This window comes from Salinispora pacifica CNR114 (assembly GCF_000514775.1).
Lineage (GTDB): Bacteria > Actinomycetota > Actinomycetes > Mycobacteriales > Micromonosporaceae > Micromonospora > Micromonospora pacifica.
In genome coordinates, this window is record NZ_AZWO01000049.1 from 1 (window position 1) to 15,536 (window position 15,536).

Below are 15,536 nucleotides of genomic sequence, written 5' to 3' on the forward strand. Positions count from 1 at the left end.
GGCTCTTCGAAGTTGAGCGGGGTTCGTGGCTGGCGGTGACCCGGATGTGAAGGGCTCGCAGCTCATCGGTGATCATCTGAGTGTCTAGTTCGGATGTCACAAGTGAAGAGCTGCGAGCATGGTCAACGATACGACCCGGCTGCTGGGTCTGGACGGCCTGGTGGCCGAGCGAGTCGAGCTGGACGCCGCCGGCGTCCCCGTGGTGAACCTGTCCACCAGTTGTGAACAGGCACGATGCTGCCCGCAGTGCGGGCAGCGAGCAGCGCGGGTGAAGCAGTGGACCACGACGCGGCCGCGGGACCTGCCGGTCGCTGGGCGGCCGGTGAGGCTGCGCTGGCGTAAACGACGCTGGTACTGCCCGACGCCGGCCTGTCCGCGCAGGTCGTTCACCGAGCAGGTCGCCCAGGTGCCGGCCCGTTCAAGGCTGACCATCCGGTTGCGGCAGGCGGCTGGGGCGGCGGTCGCCGACGGCGGGCGCACGATCGTGCAGGCCGCCCGCGACCACGGTGTCTCGTGGCCGATCGTCGCGGCCGCGTTCACCACCCACGCCACTGCGGTGTTGCCGGCCGAGCCCGAGCCGGTCGCGGTGCTTGGCATCGACGAGGTCCGCCGGGGCAAACCGCACTGGATCTGGGACGAGCAGGCCGCCTCGTGGACCACGACCGCGGACCGGTGGCACGTCGGCTTCTGCGACTTGTCCGGCGGCCAAGGGCTCCTCGCGCAGGTCGAAGGCCGCACCACCGCCGCTGTCACCGGCTGGCTGGCCGCTCGCCCACCGGCCTGGCGCGAGCAGATCCGCGCGGTCGCGATCGACATGTGCACCGTGTTCAAGGCCGCGATCCGGCAAGTGCTGCCGCACGCGGTGCTGGTCGCCGACCACTTCCACGTCGTGCAGCTGGCCAACCGGGCCGTGACCGAGGTCCGCCGCCGGGTCACGCTCACCCAACGCGGGCGTCGTGGCCGCGGTAACGACCCGGAGTGGCGGATGCGCAACCGGCTGACCCGCTCGGCGGCTCGCATGCCCGGCAAACACGTCGACCGCCTGACCGACACCCTCGACGCCCTACCCGCCAAGATCGGCACCCCGATCCTCGCCGCGTGGAACGCCAAGGAAGACCTGCTCGACCTGCTCGCGACCGCCCGCACCCAGCCCGACCGCGAACACGTCCACCGGCTGCTACGCCGCTTCTACACCCGCTGCGCTGCCACTGACCTGCCCGAACTACACCGACTCGCCACCACCATCGAGACCTGGTGGCCGCAGATCCACGCGTTCCTGACCACCGGCATCACCAACGCCGGCTCAGAAGGAACCAACCGGGTCATCAAGACCGTCGCCCGCGACGCCTACGGCTTCCGAAACCCCGAAAACCAGCGCCTACGCACCCGCACCGCGACCACCCGACGCCACCGCGGACACCTCAACCTCGCCTAACTTCGAAGAGCCCTCATCGGCCCGCGCTTCGAGACGCCCGGTCCATCACTCAACGTGACGTATCACTGGCGGCATGAAGTGTTAGTGGGCTGCGTCGGCTCGGTTGTTCCTGCTCATGCTGGCGGGATGGATTTGGGGTGCGGGGTTGGCGTGGTGGTGGGCAGGATGGGCGGGTGCATAGTGCAATCTCGGTGACGCCGGCCCAGTTGCCGGATCTGTTGCTGCATGTGGCGGTGGTCCGGCCGGTGTTTGTGTGGGGTGCTCCGGGTATTGGTAAGAGTTCGCTGGTGCGGCAGTTCGCCGTGTCGCTTGGGTTGGACTGCGTGACTCTGGTTGGTACGCAACTCGCGGCGGAGGATCTGATCGGGGTGCCGGAGTTGCGGGATGGCCGTAGCCGGTTCGCGCCACCGGAGTCGATCGCTCGCGATGAGCCGTACTGTCTCTTTCTTGACGAATTGAACGCGTCGGCGCCGGAGGTACAGAAGGCGTTCTACTCGCTGATTCTGGACCGCCGTATCGGGGCCTACGAGTTGCCGGCGGGGTCGATCGTGATCGGCGCGGGTAACCGTGCCACGGACAACGCGCTGGCCCGGCCGATGGCCTCGGCGTTGGTCAACCGGATGGTTCATACGCACCTACGCGCCAGTGTCGATGACTGGCTGGCGTGGGCGCAGGGCGCCGGGATCCACCGTTGGGTGGTCGACTACCTGTCGGAGCGTCCGGACCAGTTGTGGGTGAGCCCGCCCAAGGTGGAGGAGGTGTTCTCCACCCCACGTAGCTGGCACATACTCTCCGACGCGCTGAAGTCCTACGGCGATAACATCGACGAGCACACGCTGCGGCTGTTGGCGGCCGGCACGTTGAGCCCCAGCCACGCCTCCGGGTTCTGCGGCTACGTGAAGATCGTGCGGCACCGGCACGGGCTTGAGGCCGTCGTGCGTGGGGATGCGGGCTGGCCTACCGCTGCCGCGGACCGGGACCTGCTGTACTTCCTGGCAGAGGCGTTCCGGGCCAGGTTGGTCAAGGAACTGCCGGCGAGCAAGGAACACGCCTCGCCGACGATGCGGCAGTTCGCGCATCGGACCAAGGCGCTGCTGGTGGAGTTGGCGGAGACGTCGCTGGAGTGCGCCCAGATGGTCATTTCCACCGACGAGGACGGCGCGCCGGTGCTGCCGACATGGTTCCTGGTCGAGGTGAGCCGTGACCTGCCCCGGCTGGTCGCGGCCCGAAGCTGAGGCCGTACACCACGATGGGGAAGAAGAGGCGGGCGCAGGTCGATCCGAACATGACCGCGTTCGAGGCCGCGTGGCGGAAGCTGACCAGCCATCCGATGTTCGCCCCGCTGCTGAGCGTCCAGGTCGGACCCGGGCAGCGTGCCGGTGTGCGGGCGGTGCTGGCCGAGGACGGCCAGCTCGTGGCGGCGAACGCGATCGCCGTGGTCGACTCGCGCGGCCTGATCCGGGCGAGCAAAGCCTGTCGGCTGGACGAGGACCAGTGGTCATGGGTGCTGGCGCACTGCCTGCTGCACCTCGGTTTCGGTCACCTCGCCCCAGATCGTCACGCCATCGACCCGGCGTACGGGGAGGTGGCCTGCCTCGCGGTGGCACGGTTCCAGCGGGCCGTCAAACTCGGCACCGAACCGGTGCTGCTGCCAGCCGAGCTTCCCAGTGTCGACGAGTCGGTTCTACTGCGGCAGTGGCGGCAGGCCGGCGTGCCGGCCGAGTACGCGGGCTGTGGCACCGGCGGCCACGGACCAGACCTGATCCCACCACCTCACAGCCCGGACCCGGCCGGCGCCAGTGCACCGGACTGGCCGGCACAGTTCGCGGTGGGCCTGTCCGCGGCGGCGACGGCGGCGGTGGACGTGGCGGGCGGGGCACGCACCTCACTGACCGACCCGGCCAGGCGCCGGCAACCGTGGCACCTGGCGATGGGCTGGTTCCTGTCGTCCTACCCGCTGCTCGGTGCGTTGGCGTCCCGATTCACCCTGGTCGCCGATGTCGAACTCGCGCGGGGCTGGGACATCACGATCGCCGCCGTCTCCCCGGTCGCGGGGGAGATCTACCTCAACCCCCTGCGAGACCTGTCGGACGAGCAGTGGCGGTTCGTGTTGGCGCACGAGATGCTCCACGCCGCACTGCGCCACGGTGACCGAACCGGTGGACGCGATCCGTACCTGTGGAACGTCGCGGCGGACTACGTCATCAACGGCTGGCTGATCGAGATGGGTGTCGGCGAACCGCCCGCCGGCCTGCTCCACGACCCGCAGTTGGCCGGGATGTCCGCCGAAGCTGTCTACGATCATATCGCCAAGGATCTACGCCGCCTCCGCAAACTGGCCACGCTGCGCGGCACCGGCCTCGGCGACGTACTCGGTGAACCCCTGCCATCCGGCGGCACACCCGGCTACGGAGTTGACCTGGACGACTTCTACCGGCGGGCGCTGCTGGCCGGCTACGCCTATCACCAGCGGGAAGGCCGGGGACACCTGCCAGCCGGACTCGTCGCCGAGATCCGGGTCCTGGAACAGCCGCCGTTGCCGTGGGATGTCCGGCTGGCCCGCTGGTTCGACGAGTACGTACCGTCGCCGCAGCGTGCCCGATCCTACGCCCGCCCGTCACGCCGGCAGGCGGGCACACCGAACATCCCGCGACCGGGCTGGCGGTGGCCCGAGGAACCGATACCCCGATGCACATTCGGGGTCGTGCTGGACACCTCCGGATCCATGAACCCCGAACAGCTCGGCAAGGCACTCGGCGCTATCGCCTCGTACGCCACCGCCCGTGACGTACCCGCAGCGCGAGTGGTCTTCTGCGATGCGCACCCCTACGACGCCGGGTACCTGCCGGCCGAACAGATCGCCGGCCGGGTACGGATCCGCGGACGCGGCGGCACCGTGCTGCAGCCCGGCATCCACCTGTTGGAGAACGCCCCCGACTTTCCGGCCACCGCACCGATCCTGCTCATCACCGACGGATACTGCGACACCGTACACATCCGCCGCCAACACGCCTTCCTCATCCCGGAAGCCGCCCGACTACCTTTCGCCCCCCGCGGCCCCGTCTTCCGACTACGGTAACGACAACCTGCCGATGACACCCAGCGACACCACCCGGATCGCTACATAGGCGTACGTCGATGTTAGGTCGATCGAGGTCCGCGTCGCGCCCGGGCACCGCGTCGAAGACGGAGATACCGCCGGCGTACGGCTCCTGAAGGCCGGTGATGCAGCGCGTGCGCGGTCATCGGCAGGTCGGACGCGGGACCTCCAAGATCTCCATCACGCTGCGGATCCGCTGCTGACGGTGGATGAGGGCGCCATTTCCGGCCTCGGTACCTTGATCCCAACTCATGGGGTGTCAGCGGGGCCGGGTTCGTCCCGCAAGAGGCTTGGCTTCCAACGCGGCACCGAGATGCCTTGAGCAAGAGTGGCCCACGCAACGCAACCTGTTCAACCGCCTACTCAGCGCCCTGCACCACTGCCTGGCCACCGGCGCCACCTACGACGAAGCCAAGGCGCTTCCCGTCGAGCGGGCGGCTACCGGTGCTCGGTCGCCCGCTTGAGAGCCTGACGCAGCGGAGCAAGCGGAGGCACACCAGACAAGCCCGCGTCATCGAGATAGAGCCGACAGGCGAGCCCGGCCGTTCGCGCCGGAGCGGCAAATGGGTCACAGCTATCTATCAAGATCGTCGGAGAGCCGACGAATCCCACAGCCTCCGCCTCAGCCTGGTCGGCCACCACACGGGTACTGAACTGCACTTCGGCCAGACCAACCTCGTCTAGGGCTTGACGCAAGATCACTGCGGCCCGCTCTTCGTTGGGGCAATCAACAACTACCAACAGCTGCACATCCACAACCCCATCATCGCCCCTCCCGGCGCCGAGCCGATCAGCCCGACAAGCACCTCTGCTTGACAGCAACGGTCGATCGGATGTCTTGCTACGGTCTGGTCGTGGAGTGGGGCACCTTCTGGGAAATCGTCGAGCACACTCGCGCTGTGGCGGGCAGCGACACCGAACGCGTTGCGCAGGTTCTCCTTCGCCGTCTTCGCGAGCTGTCGCCGGGCGAGATCGAAGAATTCCAGGAACACTGGGAACAGGCGCAGGACGGGCTCTTTCGCTGGCCGATCCAGGACGCCGCGACGCTGCTGCTGGGACCACTCGACGACGACGCTCTCTTCGCGGCGCAGGACTGGATTGTTTCCCACGGCAGGCGCACCACTCAGCACGTGCAGGACGACCCCGACAACCTTGTCGAACTGATGCCGGATCGGCACAACGCCCGCATCGACTGGTTCGGTGGCCTCGCGATGGAGGCACACATCGCCGTAACTGGCCGCTCCTTCGCCGTCGACGGTCCGGACAGCCCCGACGAGCCACTAGGAACCGCAGCCGACCTCACCGACGAGATCTCGACGCGGCAGCGTTTCCCCAGAGTCGCGGCCTACCTCGACGCCAACACTTGGATCAAACGCCCGTGGGAGAGCGCAGCCAGCTGAAAACGCTCCGCCGAGCACGACTTCCTCTGCTTGCTCGCCGTGACCGTCCGCGACCGGTGAACGCGCGCCGCGGCAGATCCAGATATCGATCATCGCCGGACGGCTACGGTACGACGGCTAATGACTATCCGGCATCCTTGATGAGGTGGCACATCTAGAGCCGTTCCTGAGATTCGTACACGAGCGCCGCGACGGGCTGCACTGCTACGTGGCCCGTGCCGATGAGACGGACATGCCGGGACCAGTGTGGCCGGGACTGTGGGAGCAGGACTATTCCGACGATGCGGGCCTGAATCCTTGGTGTCGATACGCGATCAACAACGCCGACGGTGAGGCCCTAGCGGTGTGGCGGGCACTGGCCTGGGAGCTGACCGCGGGTCGGAGCCGGTCCGCCATTCCCACCTACTACCGCGATGAGGCAGCTCAGCTGCGAGAAGTAGGCCGTGAGGCGGTGCAACTGGTCCGTTGGGAGTACGAGGTCGACGTCGAGCAACCCGAGTGGCTCACCGCGGACATCGGGTTCGTCCCGGCCCGCGCCTGCGTTCCGCTGTGGCCGGCGGCCGACCCGTGGCAACGAGAACACGCCGGCTTCGCCGGCCTATTCGCCTTGGCCAGCTTCCGGCACCTCACCGACCTTGCCCTGGCCGTAGCTGGCGACGCCACCTCGGAGATCACGCTGTTCGCCCTTCGCGATCCGGGCCGGACCCGCCTACTGGCCTCGACACTGAATCAGGCGCACCATCCTGACCTGGCCGAGATCCTGCAGCCCGGTGACATTTTCGTCGACCTAGCCGTGGTCCACGATCTTGTACCAGGCGGCGCCAGCTACCTCACCATCAAGACACCTGAAGCCACCGACAAGGTCGACCACCTGGCCGAGCACTTCAGTGAGACGTTTCGCCGCTATACGAACACCGCAGGCCAGGTCCATACCTTCGACGAGTTCCACAGCGCGATCGATGCTCTACTCGCCCCACCCCGCAGCATCGGAACCAGCTGACAACGACCCCTCAACCGCACACTGCCACTCTCACCAGGCGGCACATCAGGATGGCGGTGCCGGCAGCGCCGTTCATCCTCCGTCAAGGCGACCGGCGGCGAAGCACCTCCTCTACTGGTGGTCGACGGAGCGAACTTTGCCGACTTCGATGGCTTCGCCCACGAGTTCTCGAGACGAGGTGGCTCAACTCGAAGTGTTCAGGGCTGCGCTCGGTTACGACGCGACGGTCCGACGGTCCGACGGTTTGAGTACATCCTGCCTATCTGCCACCCGTCGAACCGCGCGGACTCCGGGCCAGGATCAGCGCCGCGCAGCAAGGCAGAGGCCGCACGCTCTCCGACGAGATCGTCGAGCACGGCGTCAACAGATCCCTCGACCGCATCGCCGCCTGGTCGCACCTTCGTCACCGCTACCGACTCGTTCCTGTTGGCACTGATGACCCGGCTGACGGTGCAGCCGCTGTCCGGCCCCAAGGCCACCCCGTCCTGTCGTACCCGCAGTCCATGATCCCGGTCGTGACGTACGGCGACGGCTGACTCTGCCGGCGGCGTGGTGATGGGAAAGTTCGGTGCGCGGCGGACGGGAAGGTCGAAGGGTGGCGAACGTGGACGATGTTGGGTGGGCGCGGCGAAGCATGGTGCGGGTGGTAGCCCCCGCCCAGCCTCGCAAGCTGGTCAAGGTGCCATTCGTGGAGCTGGCCGATGGGCGACTGCAGGGCGTGGTGTCCAGCGGGTCGGATGCCGCGCGGGTGTACGTTTCGTCGATCACGGCCAGCACCCACGCCTACCACTGCAGCACCAACAACAACCGGCCGTGCGGGGGCCTCCGCGGCGCTCCGTGCAAGCATTTGGAAACCCTGGCCAATGAGGCGGTGCTGCAGTACGGGTTCGATCGGGTGGCCCGATACCTGCGCGTCGAACCCGACGTTGCGGTGAACACGGGCGCGGCGCTGCTCCACAGCCTGGACGCGCGGCACGAGCCGAGCTCGGCAGCGGTGGTATTCAGCCGGTTTCTGCGTCACCTCTCCTACCTGGAGGTGCCCGGCAGCACCACGTCGCTACCCGAGCTGCACTGGTTCCCATCAACCAGGACGGCGCGCTGATGCACGGAACGCAGATCGCCGCCCTCACCGCAGGCCATCCGGCCGGGCTGACCGACGCCTTCCACCTGGTGGCAGGCGTCGATGCCGCCCTGACCCGAGGCCTGGCCCGGGTTGGCGACGAGGACGCTGCGGCGCTGGCCGGCCTGGCCGGGGCGGTGGCGACCACCCCGTTGGCGAATCTGGTCGCCGAGGCCGTCGACAAGATCATTGCTGGTTCGGGTGCCCAGGAGTATGTCGCTGCGCTCGCTGGAGCACGATCGGCGGTGCTCGGAGCGGTGCACGATGCCCTGCTCGGGCAGCTCGACGTCGCCTTGGGTCGCAGCCGCACGCCGTGGGTGCCGATACCGGCCGCCGTACCCGGCGAGGTGTCGCCGGCCCTGGCCGCCGCGCGCGCGTGGTTGTCCGAGGTGGCGGTAGCCGGGTGGCGCGGCGTTGACCACGAATTGGTGGCGGGCGCCGGGTCGGTGGTTGAGGCGGCGCTGGCCGTACCTGAACTGCGGCGGCTCGCGGTGCTGCTTGACGGCCTCGCCGCCGAGCTACGCGCCTGCGTGCCGGTCGCCATGATGTCCCAGGTGCCACAGCGCCGCTGGGCTGACCTGTGGTCCCGTGGTGTGCTGCTCGCCCAGGACACCGCCGCCGGCGATGCTGCCCTCAGCGTCACCGAACGGGTCTCGGGGCGGTTGCTGCCGCTGGCGGTGGATGTGCACGAACACGACACCGCGGTGCAGTTCCAGGTGCACGCGCTTCTCGAGCCGGCCGATGGCGGGTCGACCCGACTGGTCCGTACGGCGGTGGGTGCCGCGAAGGTGGACAGCATCGTTGGTCCGGCGCTGTGGCGGCTGCTGCCGGCGCAGCCCGTCCTGCTGGCGGCGCTGGCGCAGCGACGCGGTGTGCTGGTGGCCGACGTGCCGATCCGGGGCGCGGACATGCCCTGGCGGGACGACCGGGCACGGCTCGACGAGCCGGTCGACCCGTTCGCTGCGGCACGGGTCCTGCTGCCGGATGCCCTGGCGGCGGCACCGCATCCGGTAGACCGGCACCCGGCTGGGATCGCCGAGCCCGTCCTGCTCGAGGGGTACGCCGTCAGCGGCCAGGAGGGTCGGCTCACGGTGGAACTGGACGGCCACCGGCTCGCCGTGACGGTAGACCGGCTGCCCTCCTGTGGTCCGCTCACCCCGGAGCTGGTCGCTGCCTCGTCGGCCTGTCTCGGGCTGCTGCGGTGGGATGCCGGCCGGTGGCTGCTGCAGCCGATGGCGGTGCAGGCCACCGTCAAGCGCAAGATCGTCGCTGTGCATACCGGCGACTGGGCGTGCGGGGTCACCGACGCGAAGGTCGCGAAGGCCGAAGCGAAGGCGGGCGACGCCGTGACGGTGCTGCGGGAACGGGCGGGACGGTTGCTGCGCCGATGACCCTCCCCCATCACGACCGTGCCGACGAGAACCGGCGGCAGGTGCTCTACTGGCGGCTACTGGCCAGGCTCTTCGACCCGACCGAACAGCCCACGCTGGAAGCGGCGAGCCTGGCCGTGGTCGAGGACCTGGGGCTACCCGGCGCGCTGCTGGACCCGGCTGTCTCGGTGGACACTGTGATCCAGCGTTACCCGTCGCTCGCCGCGGAGTTGCGTGGCCTGCTCACCGCCGCCGAGCACGCACCAACGGCCGACGACGCTGCCACACCGGAACCCGGCCCAGCCGAGGTGCGGCGGGCCGCGCTGGTGTCGAAAGTGCTGCTCAACGTGTTCGCCGCCGATACCGGGCCGGTCAACGCCAGCCAGCTCGCCCGGTGGCAGTCCGACGCCGGCTGGTTCGAGCAGGCGCTCGGCGCCGAGCCGGGCGAGCTACGCCGGCAGGGCGGAACGGGGTTGGGCGGCACCCTCGCCGCGCTGGAGGGCGACCTGGTCCGCCGGATGCACCTACGCGAGGTGCTCGCCGACCCGGTGCTGGCCCGCCAGCTCACCCCGAGCATGTCGCTGATCGAGCAGCTGTTGCGAGACAAGGCGAACCTGTCCGGAGTGGCCCTCGCCAACGCCAAGGCGCTGATCCGTCGGTTTGTCGACGACGTCGCCGAGGTGCTGCGCACACAGGTGGAGCAGACCAGCGTCGGGACCATCGACCGGTCGGTGCCGCCGAAGCGGGTGTTCCGTAACCTCGACCTGGATCGCACCATCTGGCAGAACCTGACCAACTGGAGCCCCGAGGATCAGCGGCTCTACGTCGACCGCCTCTACTACCGGCACACCGCCCGCCGTACGACGCCGGCTCGGCTGATCGTGGTGGTGGACCAGTCCGGCTCGATGGTCGACTCGATGGTCAACTGCACGGTCCTGGCGTCAATCTTCGCCGGGCTACCCAAGGTGGATGTGCATCTGATCGCGTACGACACGCAGGCGCTGGACCTGACCCCGTGGGTGCGCGACCCGTTCGAGGTGCTGCTGCGCACCAAGCTGGGCGGCGGCAACGACGGTCCGGTCGCCATGGCGCTGGCCCGTACCAAGATCGCCGAACCACGGAACACCGTCATGGTGTGGATCTCGGATTTCTACGAGTTCGACCGTTCGCAGCCCCTGCTCGACGGTATCGAGGCCGTACACCGCTCCGGCGTGCGATTCATCCCCGTCGGCTCAGTCAACAGCTCCGGCCAGCAGAGCGTCAATCCCTGGTTCCGGCAACGCTTCAAGGACCTGGGCACCCCCGTGATCTCGGGTCACATCCGCAAACTCGTCTTCGAGCTCAAGAGCTTCCTCACCTAGGAGTCCAACCCCTCATGTCCGAGATGCTGCGTGCCCCCGTCGAGGTCAAGTACGCCGACGAACTCGACTACCTGGCGTCGGTCGACACCGATCCGAAGCCGTTTTCCTGGCGGCTCAGCCCACGCATGGTCCGGCTGTTCGTCCTCGGCTCCGAACGCGCCGACGGCCTGGACCGGGTGATCCCGCAGAAGTGGTTCGGCGACCGCAGCTTCGTCGAGCGCAGCATCGTCACCCTGGCCTCTGACCGGGGTCTGCTGCTTCTCGGTGATCCTGGCACCGGCAAGAGCTGGCTGGCCGAGCTGTTGGCCGCCGCGATCTGCCGCAACTCCACGCTGGTGGTGCAGGGCACCGCCGGCACCACCGAGGACCACATCAAGTACTCGTGGAACGTGTCCATGGTCATCAGCCAGGGGCAATCCCGGAAGTCGATGATCCCGTCACCGATCATGACCGCGATGGAACAGGGCGTTGTCGGCCGCTTCGAGGAGCTGACCCGCTCCACCAGCGACGTGCAGGACGCGCTGATCTCCATCCTGTCGGAGAAATACGTGTCGATCCCGGAGCTGGACCACGACAACATCGTCTTTGCCAAGCCGGGCTTTTCCATCATCGCGACCGCAAACAGCCGCGATCGCGGGGTCAACGACCTGTCCTCAGCGCTGAAACGACGATTCAATTTCGTCCGGATCCCGGTGGTGACCAACAAACGCAGCGAGGCAGAGATCGTCCGGTTCCGCACCGAGGAACTGCTGCGCCGGCACCGCATCGAGGTGGAGGTGCCGCCCACCCTGCTGGACATCCTGCTGCAGAGCTTCGCCGACCTGCGTACCGCTGCCGCGGGGGCGACCAGTGACGACGAGAAGCTCGAGTCGGCGCTGTCCACGGCGGAGCAGATCGGTGTGTTGGAGGACGCAATCCTACACAGCCAGTTCTTCGGTGATCGGGCGCTGCGTGCCGAAACCCTGGCCGGGTCGATGATGGGGTCGTTGGCCCGGCGGAGCCCGGAGGACCTGGCGATCCTCAACAAGTACCTGCACGGGGTGGTGGAGCCTCGGGCCAAGCAGGACGGCGGTGGTTGGGAGGGCTTCCTCGACGGTGGCCGCCAGGCGATCGCCGCGTTGTCGTGACCGCGCCCGTTGCAGGTGGTCCCTTCGCTGGTCTGCGCCACCAGCTCACCGCAGCCGCCACTGCCTTCGCCGACTCTCCGGACACCCTCGCCGGCATCCTCGCGGGCATGATTGACGACGTCGACCGGGCCCTCGCCGTGCCGCTGGAGATCTTCCCGGTCTGCCACCACTCGCCGGCCTCCGCGCTGGCCGTGGTGCGCCGGCTGCGCGAGAAGCAGCCCCAAGTGATCTATCTGGAACTCTGTGAGGACCTGCGACCGCTGCTCGGCGAACTGGGTAACTGCCGGCTTCCGGTGGCGGTGCAGGCGTTCGCCTCCGAGCTGGATGGCCACCCGAGCGAGTGGGGTCCGCTCAGCATCGTCGCACCGCTCACCGAGGCCTCTGCCGAATACCAGGCCATCGTGTACGCCCTGGAGACACCCGGGGTCGAGCTGGTGCTGGTGGATCGTTCCACCGACCACGTCTTCCAGTGGCTGCCCCGCACCCCGGAGGCCCAGCCAGACGGCGCCGTCCAGGCGGGCGAGGAGGGCGGCCGGCCCGGCGACGACGCTGCCCTGCACGGCGACGCGGTGGGGGTGGAAGTCGGTGACCTGCGCCCCGGCTTCGCGGAACTGGAGGCGTACCTGCTGCACCATGGCAAGGTGCGGCACTGGTCGGAGTGGTGGGACCAGTACGTCGAGCAGCCCCTCGCCGACGCGGATCATGACACCTACCGGCAGGTGATGGTCCTCATCGGCAGCCTGTTCCGCCGGCTGCGCCCGACTCACTCCGAGCGGCTGGACCGCGACGAGGACCGGGAGCGGTACATGTGGACGCGGATGCGCGAACACCTCGCCACCTCCGGCGTTGACCCTGGTCGCTGTCTCTACATTTGCGGCGCCTTTCACGCCGCCAGTCGGGTTGAGCAGTTCGGCCTCGCCTCCGATGCCCCCGGCTACGAAATCAGCCCCCGCACCGGCACCCGCTGGCGGTACGGGCTGATCCCATCCAGCCATTCCGCCATTGAGGCGCAGTTCGGCCTGGCCCCCGGCTCGGTCTCCATCGCCGCGGCGACCTGGACGAAGGCACTGAAACGCTCGGGTCTCACCCCGTACCGCCTGGAGGGGCAGCGCGGCACCCGCACTCGCGGCCGGGACGGACGGGACACCGCCGCACCTGCCACCGGTCCCACCGACCGGCTCTCCAGCTTTCTCACCGCACCACCCGAGCTCAACGGCATCGACGAGGCGGAGCTCCGTGGCTGGTGTGTCGACATCGTCCGGCTCGCCCGACGCAACGGCTACCTAGCCAGCACCGCCGACGCGATCGCCGTCTACGAGACCTCTACTCTCCTCGCCGGCCTACGCAACCGGACCCGCCCCACCCCATACGACTTCACCGACGCGGCGGTCACCTGCATCGAGAAGGACGTCGTCCCCGGCCGGCGGGATGTCCGCCGGCTCTGCGAGATCCTGCTCGGCGGCGACCGAGTCGGCCGGGTCGGCTACGAGGCCCTCCCACCGCTGGCCCGCGACGTCCTCGAACGTCTCCGCCCACTCGGCTTGGACCTGCAAAAACGGACTGTCCAGCGGGCCCTGCTCGACCTACACGCCGACTCCCGGCTGGCGCCCTGTTCCGATCTGCTCTGGATGCTGCGCTACCTGCTCCCGCACGATGCGGTTCGTCCCATCATGGGAGAGCGGCGGCTGGGCCACCGATCCATCCAGGAGAGTTGGGATGTCGCGCTCGGCCGCAACCAACGGGCCCTGATCGAGCTGGGCTACGAGGGCGTCACCGTGGAACAGGTGCTGGAGCAGCGGCTGCGTCGTGCGGTACGGGGGCCGCAGGCGACCGCTGCCGGGGCTCTGGCTGCCATCGAGGACGCTATTCGGCTGCTCGGCAGTCCCCGTCTGATCGGCGAACTCGGTACCCGGGCCGTGGAGTTGCTCGCCACCGAACGCACTGTCGACGACGCCCCGGACGTGCTGCGCCGCATCCGCCGGCTCCTCACCCACCACCGTGCCACTGCGACGGCTCTGCCAGCCTGGTGCGAGGCGTTCGTGGCCGCCGGCTACACGCACTACTGCACGCTGCTGCCGAGCGCGTTCGTCGACGAGCAGGCTGGGGTCCGGCAGGTCGGCGCCATGCTCGGCTTCCTGTTCAGCATGGAGAACCTGGCGTTGTCCCTCGGCTGCGATCGCACGCAGCTCGAACTCGCCGTTGCCCAGGCACACCCGGAGGCACCCGCCAAGGTGGCCCTGCACTGGGCAGCCCGACACCAGCTGGGTTTGCTGCCCCTCACCGAGTTGCGCGACTGCTGCGCCGAGTTGCTGGCCAACCCACTGGTGGTGCCGATCTTCCCGCAGTATCTCTCCGGCTTCGTACAGGCCCTCGACCCGGTACCCGGGCTGGCGTCGTTCGTCGTCGAGCTGATGTCGACGGCCTTCGCTCAGCTGCCCGACCCAATCCTGCTGCCCTGGCTGCCCACTCTCATCACCACGCTGCGCGAGCACGGCCAGGAGCTGGTGCCACTGCTGATCCGCGAGGCGGCACACACCTTCCCCGGCACCCTGCCCGCGCTGGACAGCTGGGAGCCGCCCTGGGTCAAAGCCACCCCAGCGCCGGCGCCTCCGATCGTGCCGGCGGGGCCCGTCGTCGGTCTGCTGACCGGCCATCCCGATTCCGTTGACGCGATCGCCGGGCTGCTTGGCTGCTCCAACCCGTGGCAACGGCACGCCCAACCCGGTCGCATCGAGGTAGTGGCACTGCTCGCCCGGCACCCGGATACCGCCGCAGCCGTGGTGGACCTCCTGTTGGTAGATCGGACAACTGCCGTAGTAGCGCAGAGGTAAGAAGCGCATGCATGCCGTGGACCTGAGGTCATGGCCGTGCTTCTAGCGCGGCCGACAACATGTCCGGAGGGTACGCCGGAGGCTGTCCAGCAGGTGGTGGGCAGGCGACAGACCCCGCGAACACTCGTGCTCGAACCGCGCGGCGATCCCGCACCGGTCCTGCTGGCGGGATCCTGTTGGTGGCCAGTGCCAGAATGCGATGCCCACCCGGGCGACCGCACGACACTGATCCGCGCTGCCCTGAACCGCGCCGCCGACGAGGACGACTACCTCGACTCCGACTACGCCTGCAAAGCGATCGCCGCAGCTGCCACTCTTACCGCACAGCTGCCCGGGGGCCAACCGATCGACTCCCCGTACGCGCCGGAGTTTCTGCGCGGCGGCAACCGCCTGAAGGTGCCCGAGGATCTGGCGGCACTTGCGGTACGCGCCATCGACCGGATCATGGCTGACGACTCCGAATGGCGCGACCTCTGGCAAGACGCCACTGACGGAGATACCAATGCCGCCTTCGACGCCGTCCATGGCCTTCGTACGGCCCTATCCGCGGTGCGGGAAGGCGCGTGACACATTCAGCGGTCTGGACACCGACGCCCGCGTGCCCTCGCTCCGAGCAGAAGGGTATTCGATCCGCCATCGTCGCCGGATACCCCACTCCCCTGCCGACCCCGGACGAGCTGACCGTGCGCTGCCTGGAGAACCCGAAAGCACGGTTCGGCTGTATGACCGGTACTCCCGGATGAGTGCGGCGCCGGATTCTCTGTCGAGCTCGAAGCGGTTGGGATGCGGTGG

12 protein-coding genes and 1 pseudogene are annotated in these 15,536 nt (G+C 68.5%); 11 read left to right on the top strand and 2 right to left on the bottom strand.

Annotated features, from left to right (window positions below; genetic code table 11):
* The first annotated feature begins 118 nt into the window (after nucleotides 1-118).
* The 3 genes from B118_RS0122465 (at nucleotide 119) to B118_RS0122475 (ending at nucleotide 4,514) form a co-directional block, all read left to right on the top strand.
* Complete coding sequence (locus B118_RS0122465) at nucleotides 119-1,435, top strand: ISL3 family transposase (protein ID WP_018812113.1); 1,317 nt, start codon at nucleotides 119-121, stop codon at nucleotides 1,433-1,435.
* Nucleotides 1,436-1,626: 191 nt separating this feature from the next.
* Nucleotides 1,627-2,670: an AAA family ATPase gene (locus B118_RS0122470; protein WP_018810985.1), complete on the top strand. Its 1,044-nt coding sequence runs from the start codon at nucleotides 1,627-1,629 to the stop codon at nucleotides 2,668-2,670.
* A gap of 14 nt (nucleotides 2,671-2,684) precedes the next feature.
* A complete protein-coding gene (locus B118_RS0122475) occupies nucleotides 2,685-4,514 on the top strand; it encodes a vWA domain-containing protein (protein WP_420329466.1) in 1,830 nt (609 codons plus the stop codon).
* A 67-nt stretch (nucleotides 4,515-4,581) separates the two neighbouring features.
* On the opposite strand, the pseudogene B118_RS33740 reads toward B118_RS0122475, so the two are convergent.
* Nucleotides 4,582-4,668, bottom strand: a pseudogene (locus tag B118_RS33740) (ABC transporter ATP-binding protein); the annotation flags it as partial.
* Between the two features lie 305 nt (nucleotides 4,669-4,973).
* Complete coding sequence (locus B118_RS32555; protein ID WP_028193490.1) at nucleotides 4,974-5,291, bottom strand: hypothetical protein; 318 nt, start codon at nucleotides 5,289-5,291, stop codon at nucleotides 4,974-4,976.
* A 98-nt stretch (nucleotides 5,292-5,389) separates the two neighbouring features.
* On the opposite strand from B118_RS32555, the gene B118_RS0122485 reads away from it, so the two are divergent.
* The 8 genes from B118_RS0122485 (at nucleotide 5,390) to B118_RS0122520 (ending at nucleotide 15,311) form a co-directional block, all read left to right on the top strand.
* Nucleotides 5,390-5,935, top strand: a complete 546-nt coding sequence (locus B118_RS0122485) for a DUF4240 domain-containing protein (RefSeq protein WP_238324104.1) — start codon at nucleotides 5,390-5,392, stop codon at nucleotides 5,933-5,935.
* A gap of 145 nt (nucleotides 5,936-6,080) precedes the next feature.
* Nucleotides 6,081-6,935: a hypothetical protein gene (locus tag B118_RS0122490; RefSeq protein ID WP_232430543.1), complete on the top strand. Its 855-nt coding sequence runs from the start codon at nucleotides 6,081-6,083 to the stop codon at nucleotides 6,933-6,935.
* Between the two features lie 634 nt (nucleotides 6,936-7,569).
* The gene (locus B118_RS0122495) at nucleotides 7,570-8,037 is read left to right on the top strand and encodes a hypothetical protein (protein WP_018810982.1); all 468 of its coding nucleotides are present in this window, start codon (nucleotides 7,570-7,572) and stop codon (nucleotides 8,035-8,037) included.
* Entirely contained in the window at nucleotides 8,037-9,446 is a 1,410-nt protein-coding gene (locus tag B118_RS0122500) for a hypothetical protein (protein ID WP_028193492.1), read from the top strand. Before B118_RS0122495 ends, B118_RS0122500 begins: the two co-directional genes overlap by 1 nt.
* On the top strand, nucleotides 9,443-10,786 hold the full coding sequence (locus tag B118_RS0122505) for a VWA domain-containing protein (RefSeq protein WP_028193493.1): 1,344 nt from the start codon (nucleotides 9,443-9,445) through the stop codon (nucleotides 10,784-10,786). The genes B118_RS0122500 and B118_RS0122505 overlap by 4 nt, the downstream gene beginning before the upstream one ends.
* A 14-nt stretch (nucleotides 10,787-10,800) precedes the next feature.
* A complete protein-coding gene (locus tag B118_RS0122510) occupies nucleotides 10,801-11,913 on the top strand; it encodes an ATP-binding protein (RefSeq protein ID WP_018223744.1) in 1,113 nt (370 codons plus the stop codon).
* Nucleotides 11,910-14,744, top strand: coding sequence for a DUF5682 family protein (locus B118_RS0122515; RefSeq protein WP_018810979.1), 2,835 nt, complete (start codon nucleotides 11,910-11,912; stop codon nucleotides 14,742-14,744). The genes B118_RS0122510 and B118_RS0122515 overlap by 4 nt, the downstream gene beginning before the upstream one ends.
* Before the next feature lie 186 nt (nucleotides 14,745-14,930).
* Nucleotides 14,931-15,311, top strand: coding sequence for a DUF4259 domain-containing protein (locus B118_RS0122520; RefSeq protein WP_027646129.1), 381 nt, complete (start codon nucleotides 14,931-14,933; stop codon nucleotides 15,309-15,311).
* The last annotated feature ends 225 nt before the right edge of the window (nucleotides 15,312-15,536 follow it).